16 protein-coding genes and 1 pseudogene are annotated in these 20,671 nt (G+C 59.9%); 11 read left to right on the top strand and 6 right to left on the bottom strand.

What is annotated here, in order from left to right; genetic code table 11:
- From CGA21_RS21455 to CGA21_RS21485, 8 genes and pseudogenes are all read left to right on the top strand, one after another.
- On the top strand, nucleotides 1-129 hold a 129-nt coding region (locus tag CGA21_RS21455), incomplete at its 5' end, for an aldehyde dehydrogenase family protein (protein WP_073664670.1).
- Nucleotides 130-298: 169 nt separating this feature from the next.
- A pseudogene (locus tag CGA21_RS30455) lies at nucleotides 299-1,324 on the top strand (cache domain-containing protein); the annotation flags it as partial.
- Between the two features lie 102 nt (nucleotides 1,325-1,426).
- Complete coding sequence (locus CGA21_RS30460) at nucleotides 1,427-2,182, top strand: methyl-accepting chemotaxis protein (RefSeq protein ID WP_411157085.1); 756 nt, start codon at nucleotides 1,427-1,429, stop codon at nucleotides 2,180-2,182.
- Nucleotides 2,183-2,240: 58 nt separating this feature from the next.
- Nucleotides 2,241-4,196 (top strand): acetate--CoA ligase, encoded by a 1,956-nt coding sequence (acs, locus tag CGA21_RS21465; RefSeq protein WP_188264996.1) that lies wholly within the window; start codon nucleotides 2,241-2,243, stop codon nucleotides 4,194-4,196.
- A 110-nt stretch (nucleotides 4,197-4,306) separates the two neighbouring features.
- The gene (locus tag CGA21_RS21470) at nucleotides 4,307-4,582 is read left to right on the top strand and encodes a metal/formaldehyde-sensitive transcriptional repressor (protein ID WP_188264997.1); all 276 of its coding nucleotides are present in this window, start codon (nucleotides 4,307-4,309) and stop codon (nucleotides 4,580-4,582) included.
- 19 nt (nucleotides 4,583-4,601) lie between these two features.
- On the top strand, nucleotides 4,602-5,543 hold the full coding sequence (dmeF, locus tag CGA21_RS21475; RefSeq protein WP_188264998.1) for a CDF family Co(II)/Ni(II) efflux transporter DmeF: 942 nt from the start codon (nucleotides 4,602-4,604) through the stop codon (nucleotides 5,541-5,543).
- A gap of 46 nt (nucleotides 5,544-5,589) precedes the next feature.
- Nucleotides 5,590-5,949, top strand: a complete 360-nt coding sequence (locus CGA21_RS21480) for a hypothetical protein (protein WP_110754646.1) — start codon at nucleotides 5,590-5,592, stop codon at nucleotides 5,947-5,949.
- Nucleotides 5,950-5,951: 2 nt separating this feature from the next.
- Nucleotides 5,952-6,131, top strand: coding sequence for a DUF1289 domain-containing protein (locus CGA21_RS21485; RefSeq protein WP_110754644.1), 180 nt, complete (start codon nucleotides 5,952-5,954; stop codon nucleotides 6,129-6,131).
- A 63-nt stretch (nucleotides 6,132-6,194) separates the two neighbouring features.
- Here the strand turns inward: CGA21_RS21485 and CGA21_RS21490 are convergent, their stop codons facing one another.
- Nucleotides 6,195-8,321 carry a TonB-dependent siderophore receptor gene (locus CGA21_RS21490; RefSeq protein ID WP_110754642.1) on the bottom strand — a complete coding sequence of 709 codons (2,127 nt, stop codon included), beginning with the start codon at nucleotides 8,319-8,321 and terminating at the stop codon, nucleotides 6,195-6,197.
- 391 nt (nucleotides 8,322-8,712) lie between these two features.
- Between CGA21_RS21490 and CGA21_RS21495 the strand changes: the two genes are divergently transcribed.
- The 3 genes from CGA21_RS21495 to CGA21_RS21505 all read left to right on the top strand — a co-directional run bounded on the left by CGA21_RS21495 (nucleotide 8,713) and on the right by CGA21_RS21505 (nucleotide 11,289).
- Nucleotides 8,713-9,168, top strand: coding sequence for a DUF4157 domain-containing protein (locus tag CGA21_RS21495; RefSeq protein WP_110754639.1), 456 nt, complete (start codon nucleotides 8,713-8,715; stop codon nucleotides 9,166-9,168).
- Nucleotides 9,169-9,293: 125 nt separating this feature from the next.
- Nucleotides 9,294-9,575 carry a hypothetical protein gene (locus tag CGA21_RS21500; protein WP_110754637.1) on the top strand — a complete coding sequence of 94 codons (282 nt, stop codon included), beginning with the start codon at nucleotides 9,294-9,296 and terminating at the stop codon, nucleotides 9,573-9,575.
- Nucleotides 9,576-9,942: 367 nt separating this feature from the next.
- Nucleotides 9,943-11,289 (top strand): MFS transporter, encoded by a 1,347-nt coding sequence (locus tag CGA21_RS21505; protein WP_411157084.1) that lies wholly within the window; start codon nucleotides 9,943-9,945, stop codon nucleotides 11,287-11,289.
- A gap of 327 nt (nucleotides 11,290-11,616) precedes the next feature.
- Here CGA21_RS21505 and CGA21_RS21510 read toward each other — a convergent pair whose 3' ends face one another.
- The 5 genes from CGA21_RS21510 to CGA21_RS21530 form a co-directional block, all read right to left on the bottom strand.
- A complete protein-coding gene (locus CGA21_RS21510) occupies nucleotides 11,617-13,737 on the bottom strand; it encodes a 3-hydroxyacyl-CoA dehydrogenase NAD-binding domain-containing protein (RefSeq protein WP_160388737.1) in 2,121 nt (706 codons plus the stop codon).
- A 72-nt stretch (nucleotides 13,738-13,809) separates the two neighbouring features.
- Nucleotides 13,810-15,588: an acyl-CoA dehydrogenase C-terminal domain-containing protein gene (locus tag CGA21_RS21515; RefSeq protein WP_160388736.1), complete on the bottom strand. Its 1,779-nt coding sequence runs from the start codon at nucleotides 15,586-15,588 to the stop codon at nucleotides 13,810-13,812.
- Nucleotides 15,589-15,595: 7 nt separating this feature from the next.
- On the bottom strand, nucleotides 15,596-18,088 hold the full coding sequence (locus tag CGA21_RS21520) for an efflux RND transporter permease subunit (protein ID WP_160388735.1): 2,493 nt from the start codon (nucleotides 18,086-18,088) through the stop codon (nucleotides 15,596-15,598).
- A 28-nt stretch (nucleotides 18,089-18,116) separates the two neighbouring features.
- The gene (locus CGA21_RS21525) at nucleotides 18,117-19,190 is read right to left on the bottom strand and encodes a WD40/YVTN/BNR-like repeat-containing protein (protein WP_160388734.1); all 1,074 of its coding nucleotides are present in this window, start codon (nucleotides 19,188-19,190) and stop codon (nucleotides 18,117-18,119) included.
- Between the two features lie 108 nt (nucleotides 19,191-19,298).
- On the bottom strand, nucleotides 19,299-20,657 hold the full coding sequence (locus tag CGA21_RS21530) for a DUF1329 domain-containing protein (protein ID WP_160388733.1): 1,359 nt from the start codon (nucleotides 20,655-20,657) through the stop codon (nucleotides 19,299-19,301).
- Nucleotides 20,658-20,671: the final 14 nt, after the last annotated feature.

Genomic DNA, 20,671 nt, shown 5'->3' on the forward strand with positions numbered 1-20,671 from the left:
CATGCCGCGTTCGGTGGCTACAAGAAGTCCGGCGTCGGCCGTGAAACCCACAAGATGATGCTCGACCACTATCAGCAGACCAAGAACCTGCTGGTGAGCTACGACATCAATCCGCTGGGCTTCTTCTGATTTAGCACAAACAACAACCCCCTTGTAGGAGCGAGCATGCTCGCGAAAAACCTGAGCACGCCACGGGGTGCCAGACTAATCGCGTCATCGTTGACGACCATCGTCGGAATGCCGCCCGGAGCATGCTCGCTCCTACAAGCATCACGCCGTATCTGCAGGTGAATCCTCGATGAAAATCCGTTACAAGGTGAGCCTTGTGGCTGCCTTTGTGCTGTTGGTGACGACCAGCCTCCTGTCGCTGGTTCAGGTAGGGCAGATACGAACGATTCTGCGTAACCAGGTCGAGGCCAGCATTGGCGAATCGAGTAACGCCGTGGCACGTCAGATCGAAAACTGGCTGAACGGCAAGCTTCATCTGATGGACCTGGCCGCCCAGGCGATCGACGGTCAGTACAGCGCGCAAGCGACCCAGAGGATCATCGACTCAGCCATTTTGAAAGACGAATTCAAGCTGGTATTCGGCGCCCTTGAGTCCGACGGCAAACCCATCAAGAACGCTTCACCCTGGAATCCAAAACCCGACTATGACGGTCGCACCCGCCCTTGGTACGCGACGGGTAAAGCAGTCAGCCAAGCGGTCTTGACCGAACCCTACAAGGACTCCACCACCGGCGAAATCCTGATCTCGGCGGTGGCCCGGATCAGCGACGCGGGTCAACCGCTCGGGGTATTCGGTGGTGACATCCGCCTGACCACCGTGGCCGATGCCATCAACACGCTGGATTTCGGCGGCGCCGGCTATGCGTTCCTGCTGAGTAAAAGTGGCAGCATCATTTCTCACCCGGACGCCGGGCTGAATGGTCAACCCTACAGCCAGCTTTTCGCCGGTAGCGCCCTGCCGCTGACCGGTCAACTTCAAGAAGCCAGCGGCGGTGGAAAGTCGCTCCTGGTGTCCTTCATTCCGCTCACCGATCTCAAGGGCATGGATTGGTACATCGGTGTGGTGCTGGACCAGGGCATCGTCATGGCCGCAGCCCGTATCCTCAGCTGGCGAGCCGCAATCGGTACTGGCCTGGGTGTGCTGCTCAGCCTGTTGGTCCTGGGCTTGCTGGTCCGGCGGCTACTCTGGCCGCTGGATCGACTCAAGGCGTCACTGGCAGACATCAACCGCGGAGACGGTGACCTCACCCACCAACTACCCGTGTCTGGCAATGATGAAATTGCGCAGGTCTCCAGGGAGTTCAACCAGTTCCTGCAAAACCTCAAATCGCTGATTGGCGATGTGAAAAACAGCGCGCAACACGTCCGCGAGAGCACCACCACAACGTCGTCTGAAGCGAACCAGGCCGCCAGTCGCGTGCAAATTCAGCTGCAGGAACTGGATCAACTCGCCACCGCCATGACCGAGATGGCCTCGACCGCCGAAGACGTGGCGCGCAATGCCCAAGCGGCTGCCGAGGCGGCAATCGTGGCCACCGGGGAAGCCGCAGACGGTGTCGCCCTGGTGTCCCGCTCGACCGGGGCCATCCAGCGCCTGGCCGACGAGATGGACCACACGGGCAATGCCATCAATGAACTGTCCTTGCTCAGCCAAAGCATCGAATCGATTGTCGCGGTCATCACCAGCATCGCCGATCAAACCAACCTTCTGGCGCTCAATGCGGCCATTGAGGCGGCCCGTGCCGGCGAATCGGGTCGCGGCTTTGCCGTGGTTGCCGATGAGGTGCGCTCCCTGGCCTCGCGTACCCAGCAATCGACTCAGGAAATACGCCTGATGATTGATCAGCTGCAGACGGGGGTGAAACACGCTCAGGTGCGCATGCAGAAAAGCCGCGACACCGCGAGCAAGACGGCTGGGGATGCCAACGCCGCCAATGAGACCCTCGAACGCATCCGTGAAGCCATTTACCGCATCAATGACATGAACCTGCAAATCGCCGCGGCGGCTGAAGAACAGAGCGCCACGACCGAGGAAATCAATCGCAATACGTCCAACATCCGCGACATCAGCCTCGAAGTCACCGGCAGTGCCGCCAAGCAGGTCCGCCAGTGTTCCGTGATGGGGGAACAGGTAGGCGAGCAGCACAGACTGCTCAGCCGCTTCAGGATTTGAAGTGCGCAGCAACACAATTTCAGATCACAAACACAACTATTCCACCGAGGTAAGAAAGATGAGTGCGGCTTCCCTGTATCCCGTTCGTCCCGAGGTTCTGGCCAACACCCTGACCGACGAGGCGACCTACAAGGCCATGTACCAGCAGTCGGTCGTCAACCCGGACGGCTTCTGGCGCGAGCAAGCCAAGCGCCTCGACTGGATCAAGCCTTTCACCACGGTGAAGCAGACGTCCTTCGACGATCACCATGTCGACATCAAGTGGTTCGCCGACGGCACCCTCAACGTTTCCTACAACTGCCTCGATCGGCACCTGGCCGAACGCGGTGACCAGGTCGCCATCATCTGGGAAGGCGATGACCCTTCCGAAAGCCGCCACATCACCTACCGCGAACTGCACGAACAAGTCTGCAAGTTCGCCAACGCCCTGCGTGGCCAGGACGTGCACCGCGGCGACGTGGTGACGATCTACATGCCGATGATCCCCGAAGCCGTGGTCGCCATGCTGGCCTGCACCCGCATCGGCGCGATTCACTCGGTGGTGTTCGGCGGTTTCTCGCCGGAAGCCCTGGCCGGTCGCATCATCGACTGCAAATCCAAGGTGGTGATCACCGCCGACGAAGGCATCCGTGCCGGCAAGAAGATCCCGCTCAAGGCCAACGTCGACGACGCCCTGACCAACCCGGAAACCAGCAGCATCCAGAAAGTCATCGTGTGCCAGCGCACCGGTGGCGACATCAAGTGGAACCAGCATCGCGACATCTGGTACGAAGACCTGATGAAAGTGGCGGGCACCGTGTGCGCGCCGAAAGAGATGGGCGCCGAGGAAGCGCTGTTCATCCTCTACACCTCCGGCTCCACCGGCAAGCCCAAGGGCGTGCAACACACCACCGGCGGCTACCTGTTGTACGCGGCCATGACCCACGAGCGGGTGTTCGACTACCGCCCGGGTGAAATCTACTGGTGCACCGCCGACGTCGGCTGGGTCACCGGCCACACCTACATCGTCTACGGCCCGCTGGCCAACGGCGCGACCACACTGCTGTTCGAAGGCGTGCCGAACTACCCGGACATCACCCGGGTGGCGAAGATCGTCGACAAGCATAAGGTCAACATCCTCTACACCGCCCCGACCGCGATCCGCGCGATGATGGCGGCGGGCACGGCTGCCGTCGAAGGCGCCGATGGCAGCAGCCTGCGCCTGCTCGGTTCGGTGGGCGAGCCGATCAACCCCGAGGCCTGGGACTGGTACTACAAGAACGTCGGCCAATCCCGTTGCCCGATCGTCGACACCTGGTGGCAGACCGAGACCGGCGCCACCCTGATGAGCCCGCTGCCCGGCGCCCATGCCTTGAAGCCGGGTTCCGCGGCGCGGCCGTTCTTCGGCGTGGTGCCGGCTTTGGTGGACAACCTGGGCAACATCATCGAGGGCGAGGCCGAGGGCAACCTGGTGATTCTCGATTCGTGGCCAGGCCAGGCGCGTACGCTGTATGGCGATCACGACCGTTTCGTCGACACCTACTTCAAGACCTTCCGTGGCATGTACTTCACCGGTGACGGCGCCCGTCGCGATGCCGATGGTTACTACTGGATCACCGGTCGCGTCGACGACGTGCTCAACGTCTCCGGCCACCGCATGGGCACCGCCGAGATCGAAAGCGCGATGGTCGCGCATCCGAAAGTCGCCGAAGCGGCGGTGGTCGGTGTACCGCACGACATCAAGGGCCAGGGCATTTATGTCTACGTCACCCTGAACGCGGGCGAAGAGACCAGCGAGCAATTGCGCCTGGAACTGAAGAACTGGGTGCGCAAGGAAATCGGCCCGATTGCTTCGCCGGATGTGATCCAGTGGGCGCCGGGGCTGCCGAAGACCCGCTCGGGCAAGATCATGCGGCGCATCCTGCGCAAGATTGCGACCGCTGAGTACGATGGCCTGGGCGATATCTCCACCCTGGCCGATCCGGGGGTGGTGCAGCATTTGATTGATACGCACAAGACCATTACTGCGGCCTGACAGCTGCCCCCCTTCCTGAAAGCCGGCATTCACTTTCAAGGACGAAAGAGGCTTGTATAGGCATAGGGGGTATACCTATACTCCCCAAACGAAAGTAAGGGGGGTATCCCGTGAGTCATATTGCTGCCAACAAAGACGATCTTCTCAAGCGTGTTAAACGCATCGCCGGACAAATCCAGGCCGTTGAGCGTGCACTGGAATCGGATCTCGACTGCGCGAAAACATTGCATCTTGTCGCTGCCACTCGCGGGGCTATCAATGGCTTGATGGAAGAAATCATCGAGGATCACGCTCGCGAGCATGTCGCGAACCCTGCCCTCAGTGAAGATGAACGCAACAAGGGTGTTGAAGAACTGCTTGAAGCCATTCGCCGCTACGCCAAGTGAACTCAAGGAGTACCGGCTCATGAGCAGCACCCACATCAAACATGTACACGACCACGTATTCCTTGGGCCTGCACACGAAGAAAATGCCAAACGCACGCTTTGGGTCGTGGCGCTGACCCTGGTGATGATGGTGGGCGAAATCAGCGTCGGCTATATCACCGGCTCGATGGCGCTGCTTGCCGATGGCTTTCACATGGCAACCCATGCCGGTGCATTGGGCATCGCGGCGGCCGCGTATGGATACGCCCGACGCCATGCGTCCAGCCGGCGCTACAGCTTCGGTACCGGTAAGGTTGGAGACTTGGGTGGGTTTGCCTCAGCGCTCATTCTCGGCATGGTTGCGCTGGCAATCGGCGTAGAGTCCGTCATGCGGCTGTTGCAGCCGACAACGGTCCAGTTCGGCACCGCCACGCTGATTGCGATTGTCGGCTTGATCGTCAACATTGTCAGCGCACTGCTGCTTGGCCACGGTCAAAGTCATGGCCACGATCACGATCACGATCACGATCACGATCACGATCATCATGACCACCAACATCACGGCAACGATAACAACCTGCGCTCAGCCTACGCCCACGTCATCGCGGACGCGCTGACGTCCGTCCTGGCCATTGTGGCATTGCTCGCTGGCCGCTACCTCGGATGGGTATGGCTGGATCCTGCAATGGGCATCGTGGGTGCCGTTGTCATCGCGCGATGGGCATGGACCTTGATGGGTGTCACCGCGAGCGTCCTGCTGGATCAAACGGATGAGCACGTTGCAGAGGAAGTTCGCGAGTTGGTTGAACGGCCCGGCGATGCAACCATCACCGACCTGCATGTCTGGCGGATCGGGCCGCAAGCGCATGCAGCAATCGTCAGCGTCATTGGTCAAGCCACTGCAAACGCCGAAAGCATTCGTGAACGCCTGAAGCCGGTTCACGAAATCAGCCATCTGACTGTCGAGTTTCGACCTGTCTGATTATCCGACAGGGAACCCCCCACGACTTCTCACAAAGGAGCCCGCCATGCCCTTGGGCAAACGTGAACTTGCGCGAATCGAGCGCCGTTTGATTGCAACACTGACCGCCGCCTGCGAAACGGCAAAAACTGAAATCAAAGGCTTTACCTGGCTCACCCACACGGCTGACATGAACGCGGTTGCCCAGACGCTGAAGGTGACCTGGGTGTTCGAAACCCTGGCCGATAAAAAACTCGCCCAGGCTGGCGCGAAAGCGCGGGTATTTGAGTTGACGGCCATCGCGCTGGATGAGGCAGGCATCGCCCTGGAGCCTTCGGATCACACTGTCCGATTCGACTCTGAGGAGGAATGCCAACGCGCCCATGATGGCGATTGGCAAAAACGCCTGGCATCGAGGGGCCATTGACCATGGCCAAGGACATCGAAAACCCATGCATTTCCGTATGCCAACTGCGCGGCGATCTGTGCGTGAGCTGCGGGCGTAGCAAGGAAGACATCAGGAAGTGGAAGCGCATGAAGCGGCCTGAAAAAATGGCCGCGGCGCAAAGGGCGACTATACGTTTGAAGGGACTGAAGAAGATCTCGTGAGCCATTCACTCACTCGTCCTGCGACGCGGCGGGCGAATGAGTGAACAGCTACATCCCATCGAGCTACAAGGTGTAGGAAATACCGACCTGAACCGTCCTCGGCGCACCCGGGTAGGCATAGACGTTACCAAAGGCGCCTTCTTCATAATCCCGGTCGAACAGGTTCTTCACATCGAGATTGAGCCGGACCTTGTCATTGATTTTGTAGAAGCCCAGCAGATCGACAACGGTGTAGCTGCCCATCGAAAACGCCGTGTTGGCCGTCTGCCCTGCGCGCTCATCGACGTACTTGAGCCCCGTGCCCAGCCCCAGCCCCTCGAGCGCGCCCTCCTGGAACTCGTAGACGTTGAGCAGGCTTAAGCTGTTCTTGGGAATATTCATCAACCGGGTGCCCGACTCGATCACGTTGTCCTGGGTAACCTCGGCGTCGACATAGGCATAGCCGCCAATCACCCGCCATTCAGGGGTGACATTGCCAGCCACGTTCAGGTCAAAGCCACGGCTGCGTACTTCGCCGGCCGCCACACTGAAGGTTGAGTCCACGGGGTCGGTGGTCAGGACATTGCGTTTTTCAATCTGGTAGATCGCCGCGTCCACACTCAGTTGGCGATCCAGCGCTTCCCACTTGATGCCCATCTCATAGGACTTGCCCTTCTCCGGGTCAAAACCACCCCCCTCTCGGCTGGCGCCGCTATTGGGCTTGAATGAGCGCGCGGTATTGGCGTACACCGCCACGGTGTCGGTCAGGTCATACAGCACGCCGAGACGTGGCGTCACCGCGTTATCGCTCGCTTCCCAGCTCCTGCCACCCGGCACGAAGGTTTCGTAGTCATGCTCGAAGCGCTCGAAACGGGCGCCCGCCAACACCTTCAAGCGCTCGGTCAACGCCACCTGATCCTGGACGAAGGCGGCGTAGGTCTTGAGGTTTTCCTTGTCGTCGGTCGGCGTACGGGTCAGGGCCGGGCGAGGCTGGCCATACACCGGATCGAAGATATCGATCGGGTAGGCACTCACTGCACCGCTGGAGCGCTGGATGATCGACTTGTAGTCGTAATCCTCGTATTCGACGCCAGTCAGCAAGGTGTGATCGAAACCGAGCGCGGTGAAATGCCCGGTGAGATTGAGTTGGGTGTCCTTGTCTGTCCACTCAAGCTTGCGGTAGTTGAAGTTGCGCCCCAGGGTGCGTCCATCGGCCGCCACGCCATTGGCTTCAACGGCATTGCCCTGCAAGGTGCCATCGAGCCACTGGAAACCACCGCCCAATGTCCAGTCGTCATTCAGGAAGTGCTCGAACCGCAACTGGGCCATGTTGTTGTCGTTGTGCAACTTGCCAACGTCTTTTTCACCGAAGAACGTGTCGCGCGACGCGGTGCCAATCTGATTCGGATAGCGCGTCAGGCCACGATCCAGGGGGTGATTGTTGCGCATGAAATCACCTTCGAAGATCACCTTGGTGTCGTCGTTGGCCTGCCACGAAATAACGGGGGTCACGCCATAACGTTCGGTTTCCACGTGATCGCGGAAGGTATCGCCGCCCTCGCCCACCACGTTCAGGCGATAGGCCAGGCGACCCTCTTCGTCGAGCGGGCCCGAGGCGTCCAGGGTGCCACGCTTCATTCCCTGATCATCGAGCTGGCTGCCCAGCGTGACGGTGCGTTCGGCCAGCGGTTGCTTGGAGACCACGTTGAACGTACCGCCGGGATCGCCCCGGCCGTAAAGCGTGGTCGCCGGGCCGCGCAATACTTCAAGCCGCTCGATGGTGTTCGCATCCGGCATGTTCGGGTAACCACGGTTGATCGGGAAGCCGTTGCGATAGAACTCACCGGTGGTAAAGCCACGCACGGTGAAGGTGGTCAGCCCCTGGCCACCGAAATTGTTGGCCCGTCCCACGCCGCCGGCGTAATCGAGCGCGTCCTGCAGCCTTGTGGCGCTGATGTCCTCGACGACATCCCTGGGTACTACGCTGATGGACTGCGGGGTTTCGTGGATCGCCGTGTCGGTACGGGTTGCGCTGGCAGAACGGGTGGCGCGATAGCCTTCCACTGGCCCCGTGGCGGTTTCAAGGTCCGCTGTGCCAACGATGTCCGTCGCTTGCAACTCCAGACCGGTTGCAGCGGTTGTCGCTGGCTCAGCCCAGGAGGAAGTGGAGAATGCCTGAAGCACACAGATAGACAGCAGGGTACGACGCATCTAGGAAGCCTTGAGAGAATAGCCAAATGGGACGGCATACATGCCAATAATTTCGCGGCGCATGGTATACCGTATCAATAGCTTTTGATAGGCGTTCTCATTCGTATTTTTGCGGGTAGTGGTCTGAAAACCGTGGGTACGGGGAATCGAACGCAGTAACAATGGTCGAATCCGTGGCAGGACAGCATGCTCCTGCCCAAATAACTGCCTGCGGGAGTCCCCATTGTCAGCCGTCTTTCTACGTCAAGCCTTGCGCCTGGCGATTCCACTCTTGTGCGTTGGCACTTCGTCTTCTGCTTTCGCCTGCCCCCAAGGTCAGTACCAGGTGTGTGTGGTCACCTGTTTTTGTGCCCCAGGCTCCAGGGAGGACACCGGGGAACTCTTCGAAAACATGAACCAGATAGCGGCCGCAGGATTACAGAGCTGGATCGTTCAATCGCGCAACACCGCGGCAGCCGGCGATGTTCAAACCATCCCGCTGAATATTCGCGCCCAGCTTGAACCCTACTACGACCTCCAGGTGCTCGATTCGGCCCGCTACAAGATCGGCGATGATGAAGAGTTCAACGCCGCGAACACCATGCTGCAGAACCCCGATGTCAATGCCGTCACCCTTGTCGACATCATCGTCTTTCGCAGTCAGGACGATGCGCTGAACAACGTCGCGCTATGGGCGCACGAGTTGAAGCACGTGCAGCAATACCAGCAATGGGGCGTCGGCGAGTTTGCCACTCGCTACACCCGTGACTACTCCGCCGTGGAGGCACCTGCCTACGAGATTCAAACCCAGGTAGCGAAGGCGCTGAGAGCCAGCGTAGCCTCGCCAGAGCTTCCTCGAAATCCGTGAGTTAAAGGGGCCGCTACCAAAGGCTGGCAGTGGATGGAGCGATGGAAAATGACAGCTAAGCTTCTTCTAACTGTGGGGCGGTCCATTCAGGTCCGCCCCTTCACAACAGCCTCGGAGAGGAGCCAATGAAACGCATCGTCATGCTCATCGCGATCGCTTTGCTTACCACCGCTTGCCAGAGCGATAACGGCGTCACCCGACTCGACAACTGCGTTTGCTATAAAACGGTCGAGGGACAGAAAACCCAATCATCCCCCATGGCCTGGCAAGACCCCGAGAAGGTGCGCGAACAATTTTCCCATTGCATTTGCCGAGCCTGGGTTGACCTGGAGAAAGCCGATGATCCCAATCAGTTTTTCGGGCCTGAGACGCAAATAAGAACGGAAATGAAGTCGCAGGAGAAATAGCTGTTGTGCCGGATACGCTCTGCGTCCGACAGCTTCGCATCCGCCATCATTGGATCCCTTAATAAAAGCCAATGAAGACGGCCGATAATCGAACACTTTATAAATCAAACTAACTCATTGATTTTTATGTGATTTATTAAAAAAATAAAAACATATCGATAAAAATCCAGTCAAACCCACTTTTCAATGGATCCATATCTTGATTGACTGACACTGCACGGTGTCAGGTACAGCGCCTGCCCGCTCATAAAAATAACAAGGGTGTCGGGATGAATGACTTCTCAATCGGGCTCAAGCTTCGGCTTGCACCCACCAACGCGAGCCTTACTCGCCTTGCCTTTACCCAGCCTCTCCTCGAGGGGCAGCCATGAGTATCGATCTCAAGCGCGTGGTGGATGAGCGCCCCATGGCGCACTTCCAATGGTTGGCCGTGGGCATCTGTATTGTCCTGAACATGATCGATGGGTTCGACGTGCTGGTGATGGCCTTCACGGCCTCTTCCGTGTCCGCCGAATGGGCGTTGAACGGCGCGCAGATCGGGCTGTTGTTGAGTGCCGGACTGTTTGGCATGGCAGCAGGTTCTCTGTTCATCGCGCCATGGGCTGATCGCTATGGTCGCCGGCCACTGATTCTGCTGTGCCTGCTGCTCTCGGGGGCTGGCATGCTGCTGTCGGCCCTGAGCCAGACGCCGCTGCAACTGGCGCTGTTGCGTGGGCTGACCGGCCTGGGTATCGGCGGGATCCTGGCCAGCAGCAACGTGATTGCCAGTGAATACGCCAACAAGCGCTGGCGCGGGCTGGCGGTGAGCCTGCAATCGACCGGGTATGCCTTGGGTGCGACCTTGGGCGGGCTGTTGTCGGTGTGGTTGCTGACGCACTTTGGCTGGCGTTCGGTGTTCCTGTTCGGGGGCGCCGTGACCCTGGCGGTGATTCCCCTGGTGCTGCTGTACTTGCCAGAATCGCTGGACTTCCTGATTGCCCGCCGCCCGGCAAACGCGTTGGTGCGCATCAACCGACTGGCCGCTCGCCTCGGCCAGCCAGCACTGAACGAACTACCTGACGCCCTCTCTGCGCCGATTTCAGGCAGAGGGCGCCTCGCGCAGTTGCTCTCGCCTGATTCACGGCGCACCACCCTGCTGATCTGGCTGCTGTTCTTCCTGGTGATGTTCGGCTTCTACTTCGTGATGAGCTGGACGCCGAAGCTGCTGGTCTCGGCAGGTCTATCGGCACAACAAGGCATCAGCGGCGGCGTGCTGTTGAGCGTCGGCGGCATCTTCGGCGCCGCGCTGATTGGCGGCCTGGCCTCGCGCTGGCGGCTAACCCGGGTGCTGTCGCTGTTCATGCTGATCACCGCAGGGCTTTTGGTGCTGTTCGTCGGCTCCGCTTCATCGGTATCGATGGCACTCGGCCTGGGTCTGTTGATCGGGCTGTTCGCCAACGGTTGCGTGGCAGGTTTGTACGCACTGTCACCGATTGTCTACGACGCTTCGGTGCGAACCACAGGGGTCGGTTGGGGCATCGGTATCGGCCGCATCGGCGCCATCCTTTCGCCGACTGTGGCCGGCCTGTTGCTCGACAGCGGTTGGCAGCCACTGCACCTGTATGGGGTGTTTGCCGTGGTGTTCGTGATGAAATACCCGGCAGGAGTTCATACTCAATGTTTGCTGTTGTTCTTACCTATTCATGAGCCTAGCTGCGAAATTGCACTCCACTGAACACCTGATTGCATCGGCGCTGACCACTCGTTTGCATTGCACTTGACCAGGAGTTTGCATTCGATCTGACCACCGATTGCATCAGATTTGACCAGCACACTTAGTAACTATGATCGGCAGAGAGCTCTCGCTTGCTGCCGGTGGCGACGGGCAACAACCGGCCAAAAGCAGACGTTCAAATCGCCAAGCGAGTCGGCTAAGACAGGCCCGAGGCTTGCATCTGATTTAGCGCTACTAGTAGGGACTAACGGAACCTCTACGGGTAACAATACGGACGATCAGCGCGAATGGCAGCCAATTTGCGATGGCCGCCAATGGCCGCAAAGATCACATACGTTCGACGCCGGTCTTGCCAGATGCGACCAGGCGCTCCAGCAAATGTGCTGGCTCGAACCACATGGCTCCATAGGCACCCAGTACCTCTCGGTAATGACCGATACGCTCCAGCACATGTGCAAGTCCCAACCCTTCGGCGTAGTGCATTGGGCCACCGCGCCAGGCCGGGAAGCCGTAGCCATTAATCCAGACCAGATCAATGTCGCTGCTGCGCTGGGCGATGCCTTCATCAAGAAGCTGGATACCTTCGTTAACCAGCATCAACACACAACGGTCATGGATTTCCTGATCGCTGATAGTGCGACGCTGGATGCCCAGTTCGCCTGCGATGCGCTCGGCCAAAGCGATCACTTCAGGGTCATCCCTGCGCTCGCGGCCTTCGTAGATGTAATAGCCGCGGTGGGTCTTCTGACCAAAACGGCCCAGTGCGTAAAGCGCATCGGCGAGTTTGCAGTAGTCAGGGTCGTGGGCAATGACCTCGCGGCGCGACTCGCGCACCAGGAAGCTGACATCGATACCCGCCAGATCGTGCATGGCAAAGACGCCCATCGCCATGCCAAGACGGGTGAGCACATTGTCAACCTGCGCAGGCGTGGCACCCTCCAGAAGCAGACGGTGCGCCTCGCGTGAGTAAGGTTCGAGCATGCGGTTGCCGATGAAGCCGAAGCACACTCCGGAAACCACCGGGATCTTGCCAATGCGCTTGGCCACTTTCAGCGTCGTGGCCAGGACATCGGCGGCCGTGGCTGCGCCGCGCACTACTTCAAGCAGGCGCATGACATTGGCCGGACTGAAGAAATGCAGACCGACGACGTCCTGTGGACGGCGCGTAACAGCGGCAATTGCGTCGACATCCAGGGTCGAGGTATTGCTGGCGAGAATCGCGCCGACCTTGCACACCTCGTCCAGGGTACGAAACACCTGCTGCTTGGTTGCCAGGTCCTCGAACACAGCCTCGATGACCAGATCAGCGTCGGCGATATTGGCATAATCCAGAGTGCCGTGGATCAGCGCCAGTCGCTGCTCCATCTGCTCGGAGTTGAGCTTGCCGCGCTCGACACTTGTTTCGTAGTTCTTGCGGATCAGCGCCAGACCGCGCTCCAGGGCATCGGCCCTGAGTTCCAATAGTGTCACCGCCATGCCCGCGTTGGCGAAGTTCATGGCAATCCCGCCGCCCATGGTGCCAGCACCAATGACCGCGACCCGGTTGACCGGACGGATCGACGTGCCGGTGTCCAACCCCGGCAATTTGCCGACTTCACGCTCGGCGAAGAACACATGGCGCAGGGCCTCGGACTCGGTGGAAGCCTCGGCCTCTTTGAACAGCTCGCCCTCGCGGGCCAGGCCCTCGGCCAGCGGCAGATTGCAGGCTGCTTCAATCGCCGCCACCACCCGTTGCGGCGCGCTCTGGCCTTTCCAGCGCGACTGATTCGCCGCGCGATAGTCGGCGAAATAACCCGGCAGCAAGGCTGTACCCGGGGTTGGGTGCGGCCAGTTCGGGCGGCACGGGCGGCCCGGCGCCTGTCTGTGAATCAGTGCCAATGCCAGTGTCTTGGCCGTTTCGAGCAAACTATCCGCGGTCGGTGCCACCCAATCCAGCAGCCCCAGCAGCAGTGCTCGATGGGTGCCGATCGGCTCGCCGGACAAAATATATTTCAGCGCTGCCGCAGCGCCAATCAGACGCGGCAAACGTTGCGTACCACCAGCACCGGGAAGCAAGCCAAGCTTGATTTCCGGCAGGCCCATACGCGCGCCGGCTTCAGCCACCCGGTAGCCGCAGGCCATGGCGAGCTCAAGCCCCCCGCCCAATGCCAGCCCACCGATAGCGGCGATTAACGGTTTGTCTAACTCGGTCAGACGGGTCAGCAAACTTGGCAGGTCCGGCTTTGCGAAGGACGCCGGGCTACCAAACTCGGAAATGTCAGCGCCGGCGCTAAACACAGAACCTTCGCCGTGGAGAATAATCGCTTTCACGCTGGCGTCCGCGGCGGCGCGTTCACAGGCCTCCAGCAATTGTTCGCGCAACGCCTGGCCGAGAGCGTTAACGGGAGCACTGGCAAGGCCGATCAAGGCCAGCGGTCCTTCGCAGCGATAATTGATTAAGCTATTCATAGGTGATCTCTCTGGCGGATGAAGCAAACAAGCTGTCTTCACCCAGTTGGTTCTTCCTGAAACTGATCATGTTCAGAACTGTGCGGCATCCAGCAAATAGAGGCTGTCACTGCCGGCCTTGACCGAGGCGCTGAGCGAGTGGATACGGGGTAGCACGCGAGCGAAATAGAAGCGTGCCGTACCCATCTTGCTGGCGTAGAAATCATCCTCGGCCTGTTTGCCCATGGCCGCCTTGGCCATGCGCGCCCACATATAGGCGTACGCGGTGTAGCCGAACACGTGCAGATACTCGACCGAAGCGGCGCCGATTTCATTCGGGGTGTTTTGCGCCCGATCCAGCAACCAGGCAGTCAGCTCATCGAGGGTATCGACAGCTGCGTTCAGCGGCTGAGTAAACTCGCCGAGATCGGCACAGGCATTGGCGGTGAAGTGACGGATTTCCGAAGCGAACAAGCGGTAAAGCGCCCCGCCGCTGCCGACGATCTTGCGTCCGGCCAGGTCCAGCGACTGGATGCCGTTGGTGCCTTCGTAGATCTGGGTGATGCGCACGTCGCGCACCAGTTGTTCCTGGCCCCATTCGCGGATGTAGCCGTGGCCGCCAAAGATCATCTGACCGTGCAACGTGGTTTCCAGGCCCATGTCGGTGAGAAACGCCTTGGCCACCGGTGTCAACAACGCGACCAGTTCCTGTGCGCGTGCGCGGGCGGTTTCGTCTTCGCTGTACTTGGCCGTGTCGAGTTGCAGGGCCACGTAGCTGGAGAACGCACGGCCGCCTTCATTCAAGGCCTTCATGGTCAGCAACATACGGCGCACGTCCGGGTGCACGATGATCGGATCAGCGGCTTTTTCACTCTCCTGCGGACCCGTCGGGGCACGGCTCTGAATACGCTCGCGGGCATACTCGACGGCGTTCTGATAGGAGCGCTCGCCTTGTGCCAGACCCTGAATACCGACGCCCAGACGCTCGTAGTTCATCATGGTGAACATCGCCGCCAGCCCCTTGTTCGGCGCGTCGACGATCCAGCCGGTGGCGCCGTCAAAGTTCATCACGCAAGTGGCCGAGGCCTTGATGCCCATCTTGTGCTCGATGGAGCCGCAGGACAGCGCGTTACGATCGCCCAGCGAGCCGTCACCATTGACCAGCACCTTCGGCACCAAAAACAGCGAAATGCCTTTTGCCCCGGCGGGAGCACCCGGCAGTTTGGCCAGTACCAGGTGGATGATATTTTCGCTCAGATCGTGTTCGCCACCGCTGATGAAAATCTTGCTGCCGCGGATTGTGTAGCTGCCATCAGCCTGGGGCTCGGCCTTGGTGCGGATCAACCCCAGATCGGTGCCGGCGTGGGCCTCGGTCAGGCACATCGAACCGGTCCATGTGCCGGCGTACATGTTTGGCAGATAGCGTTCCTTGAGTTCTTGGCTGGCGTGGGCCTTGAGTGCCAGGCAGGCACCCGCCGTCAGCATTGGGTACAGACCGAACGACAGATTGGCCGAGTTGACCATTTCCTCAATCTGGGCGGAGATCGCCTTGGGCATGCCCATGCCGCCAAACTCAGGATCGCCACCGACACCGCCCCAGCCACCTTCGGCAAAGGCACGATAGGCTGCCGGGAAACCGTCCGGCGTGGACACTTCACCGTCGTTCCAGGTGCAGCCTTGCTCGTCGCCACTGCGCAACAGCGGAGCGATGATATCTGTGCAGATGTTGCCGGCCTCTTCAAGGATCGCGGCTGCCGTCTCTTCGTCGATCACCTCGGCCAACCCGGGCAATTGAGCCCAAAGTCTGGACACCTCGAAAACTTCATTGAGAACGAAGCGCATGTCGCGCAGGGGGGCTTTGTAAACAGACATGATTGGCTTACTCGGACATTGTGAGGGCATGTGGCACGCCCGGTTTGTTGGAATTGTCGCTATCACTGCTTTGTCTCCCCGATTCAGCCGACGCAATACGACGGTTCAGCGAGGGCCCACGCAACAGGAAGTAGGACAGGGCCGGAATCAGGATCAGCGCGCCGAGCATGTTCCACAGGAACATGAAGGTCAGCAGGATGCCCATGTCGGCCTGAAACTTGATCGGTGACCAGGCCCAGCTCACCACACCGGCAGCCAGCGTGATGCCGACCAGGCCGACCACCCGACCGGTGAAGGCCACGGCGTTGCGGTAGGCTTCGGACAGCGGCATACCGCTGCGTTGGTAATGCAACTGCACGCTGAGCAGGTACAGCGCGTAATCCACACCGATACCCACACCCAGGGCAATAACCGGCAAGGTGGCGACTTTCACGCCGATGCCCATGGCGACCATCAAGGCCTCGCAGAGGATCGAGGTCAGTACCAGCGGCAAAAGCGCCACCAGCGTGGCGCGCCAGCTGCGGAAGGTGATCAGGCAGAACAGCGTCACCGCCAGGTACACGTACAGCAGCATGGTGTGATTGGCTTCACGCACCACGATATTGGTTGCCGCCTCGATACCCGCAGTTCCGGCGGCCAGCAGGAACTGGCGATCCGGGGTGCTGTTTTCCCTGGCGAACTTGTCGGCGATGGCGACCACCGCATCCAGGGTTTCGGCCTTGTGGTCCTTGAGGTAGGCAATGACCGGCATGACCGAACAGTTGTTGTTGAACAGCTCCGGCGCATTGACCGAGGCCTGTTGCGCGCCGTAGTTCAACACGTCCTGATTGCGCTGGATGTTATTGAGCTTGGGGTTGCCCTCGAAAGATCCGGCAGTGATCTGGCGCACCGCATTGACCAGCGATGAGGTCGCTTGCACTCCCGGATATTGCTGCAGTTCCCAGGCCAGGCGGTCGGCCAGGACCAGCGTCTGATAATTCAGGCAGCCCTCTGGCGGAGTCTTGATCATCACTGCGAACAGGTCGCTGGACAGCGCGTAATGGCCAGTGATGTAGGCGTTATCGCGGTTGTAGCGCGAGTCGGCACGCAGCTCCGGAGCACCACTGTCGAGGTCGCCGATCTTCAGATGCGTACTGACGGCGAAACCGGCAATACCCAACACCAAGGCACCTAGTACAGTGCCGATAGCCCAGTTGCGAGTGGTGAAGCGGTCGAGCAAGTCCCACAATTTTCCGAAGCCACGATGCGCTGCAGCGCGGCTGTCGATCTTCAAGGCGCGCTCGGCGGCCTTCTTGCCAACGCCGACGTACGACAGCGCGACCGGCATCAGCAATAGAGAGGTGAAGATCAGGACCGCGACACCAATACTGGCGGTAATGGCCAGGTCCTGGATCACCGGGATGTCGATCAGCATCAGCACCGCAAAACCCACGGCATCGGCCAACAGCGCAGTGACCCCGGCGATGAACAGGCGGCGGAAGGTGTAGCGCGCGGCGATCAGTTTATGGGTGCCGCGGGCGATGTCCTGCATGATGCCGTTCATTTTCTGCGCGGCGTGGGACACGCCGATGGCGAAGATCAAAAACGGCACCAGCACCGAGTACGGGTCTATCGCATAACCCAGCCAGGCGACGATGCCCAGCTGCCAGACCACTGCGATCAGCGAGCAGCCAACTACCAGCAGGGTGCTGCGCACGCAGCGGGTGTAGGCGTAGATGATCACCAGCGAGGTGACCACGGCCAGGCCGAAAAACATCATTACCTGGATCAGTCCGTCAATCAGGTCGCCGACCAACTTGGCGAAGCCGATCACGTGGACCTTGTATTTGCCGGAGCCCTCCTTGTCATGCATTTGCCTTTCAAGTTTCTTGGCGAATGTGTGGTAGTCGACGCTGTGTCCGGTTGCCGAAGCAGTGTCGAGCAACGGCACGATCAACATGGTGGACTTGAAGTCGCTGGCTACCAGATTACCGACAATGCCGGAGCGGTTGATGTTCTCGCGCAGTTGTTCGATATCTGCAGGCGTACCCTGATAGGTGTCGGGCATCACCGGTCCACCCTGGAAACCTTCCTCGGTGACTTCGGTCCAGCGTACCGACGGGCTCCACAGCGACTTCATCCATGCGCGGTCGACGCCTTCGGTGAGGAACAGCTCGTCGTTAACCTGTTTGAGCACGTTCAGGTAATCGGGGTCGAAGACGTCTCCTTCGGTGTTTTCAACCACCACCCGCACCGAGCTGCCCAAGCCGCGCAAAGACTTGCGGTTCTCCAGGAAATTTTTAATGTACGGCTGGCTCTGCGGAATCATCTTCTCGAAGCTGGGACGCAGCTCGAGACGGGTCGCCATCATGTAACCCAGTACCAGGGTGATCACTGCCATGAGCAACATGAACAGGGGGCGGTGATTGAAGACCCACCTTTCCAGCCGGTTTCCGGAACTTCGATCGAAGTCTTGCAAGTTGCAAATCACCGGCATCGTGTCTTGTTGGATATTGCCCATGTCTGGGTACCTCGAATTGATACAGTTCTTATTCTTGTGAAAGCACGCGCGCACCACGGTTGCCGACCAACACCAATGTACCGTCGGCTGCCTGAACGGCGCCGGCAACCGGTGACGGGTTTTGCTGAGCCATCAATTTCAAGCCTTGCCCGCCATCCTGGCTGACCAACCGTTGCCCGGCCTGGGTAAACAGCTCGTAATGGCCGTCGGTGTCCAGGGTGGCGGCGGTGATGTTCACTTGCAGCCCCGTATTGAGTGGGGTCCAGTTGGCGCCGCCATCGGTGCTGCGAAACACATGCCCGCGCAGCCCGTAGACCAGGACTTCGCCAGGCTTGCCGACCACACCGAAAAAGCTGCCTTGATAAGGTGTTGGCAGAGCCAGGAAACGCTGCTGCGTGTCATCGAATTTGAGCAGTAAGCCCTGTTCGCCGGCGATGAACAGCGCATCGCCGGCAGCGGCGATGGCATTGAGGTGCAGACCCTGCGGGTTATCGATACGGTCCTGGAACGGGGTCCAGTGCTTGCCACCGTCTTCAGTGCGCAGGATCAGATTGAATACACCCACCACGTAACCGAGTTGGTCATTGGCGAACCAGACGTCGAGCAGCGGCTTGTCGGCGCCCTCTTTCGTCAACCGCTGGCCGTCTTCGACGAGCTGCGGCCATTGTTCATTGCCAGGTTCTGCCTGGGCCAGCGCGCTGTAGTGCTTGACCAGCAAGTCGCCGATCTGGCGGCCATCGAGTTGTTTGCTCCAGGTTGCGCCGGCATCGCTGCTGTGCAGCACGACACCATCGCTACCCACGGACCAACCTTGTTGTGGCGTAGGAAACGAGACGGCATTGAGGTCAGCACTGACCGGCACACTGGCCTGAAGCCAGTTCTTGCCGGAGTCGTCGGAGTAGAGAATGTGACCACGCTGCCCAACAGCGACCAGCCGATCACCCGCGCGGGCCGTGGCCAGCAAAGGGCTGCGCACGGCCAGGGTACTGAGCCTGGCTGGCTGGTCCAGCACGTCAATGAAGTTGGTGGCCTGGGCGATTCCCTGTGACAGAACCAGTGAGGCGCCCAGTGCCAGCAACAGGCACTTTTTGTAAGAACCCATACTGCATCCTCTTGAGAAAACTGCGCTGGGGCGCGCAAGGCGCACCCGGCGCTGGAGTCAGGCGCCCAGTTAGGGTGTGAATCATCTGGGCGCTTTATCGCGGGATGCTTAGCGGATGCCTGCACCGGCCAGGGACTCAGCTGACCACTGCGCCTTGGAGAGCGGCTCGATGTACTTGATGCCGCCGTAGGGACCTACCACACCATTGATGTTGTAGGACCCGCCGACCAGGTCGTAGATCATGAACGGCGTAGAGTCCGGCACCTGTTTGTCATAGCTCTGGCTGAGGAAAGCGAAGGAACCACGGTAGAGCTGACCATGTGCGTCGTACTGGTCGGAAGCCAAAGCTGTCCAGCTGTCTTCATCCAAGTAGAAGCGACGCTTCTGGTAGATGTGACGAGCACCTGGCTTGAGATTGCCTTCAACGACCCACACACGGTGTTTCTCCCAACGCACGAAGTCGGGTGACAGGTGGTTAGGGGTGGTCAGCGACTTGGGGTCTGCAACGTAGGTCAGCTTGTAGGTGTTGTAAGGCAGGATCATTTCCTGCTTGCCCACCAGCGTCCAGTCGTAGCGGTCCAGCGCGCCGTTGAACACAAACCCGTCATCGAAGGTCCCGGCACCGGAGGTACCTGGGTTAGGCGTGTCATAGGCCAGGCTGGGAGCCAACTTGACTCGCCGCTGGCCCGGCAGGTACTGCCAGGCGCGGCGTGGTTGTTGCAACGGGTCGGCGGCGTCCTTGATCATCAGCGCCTCGCCGGCACGACGTGCGGGACCTGTGTAGGCCACCTTGATCTGGTAGTACACGTCGGCACTGCTGATCGGCTGCGACATGTTCTCGTAGATTGGGTAGTTGATGAACGTCTGTCCGGTAGTGGCCAGGCTTGGCACCCCCGCCGAGTCAACGTTCCAGGAATCATACTTGGTGGTGATGTTGACGCCCTGGTAACGCAGCAGGAAGTTCCACATCGCTTCGGCACCATTGTGCGGGACCGGGAACGGCACACCAGGCAGAACGTTATCGATGGCCAGGCCGCCTTGCAGGGACTTGGCGCCGCTGGCGTTTTTCACGCTGTTGTCCAGCACATTCTGAGGCAACGCAACGGTGCGGTGAGTCGGGTAGACATCAACACGAAACGTGGGAAAACGCTTGGCCAGCTCAGCCGTGGTGGCAGTGAGCATGCCCTTGTATTTGTCGACGTTCTTGCCATCGATCACCAGCAGCGGCTTCTCGCTGGCAAAGGGGTCCGGACGCATGGTGTCGCCCGATTTGAAGCTGGCCGGCGCGGTGGTCAGGCCACCGGCGTAGGCCGGAATCGATCCATCGGCGTTGGCGGCTTTTTCAGCGCCGACCATCGTCAGGCTGGTGCCGAGCTTGGCAGCTTCCTCGGCGGTCACGGCCGCCTGCGCATGTGCGCCCAACGTCATGGCCAGGGAAGCGGCCAGTAAAGTTTTGACGAATTTCATGTTGTTCTCCTGCT

The sequence above is a fragment of the Pseudomonas sp. PSB11 genome (assembly GCF_014596605.1).
Classification (GTDB): domain Bacteria; phylum Pseudomonadota; class Gammaproteobacteria; order Pseudomonadales; family Pseudomonadaceae; genus Aquipseudomonas; species Aquipseudomonas umsongensis.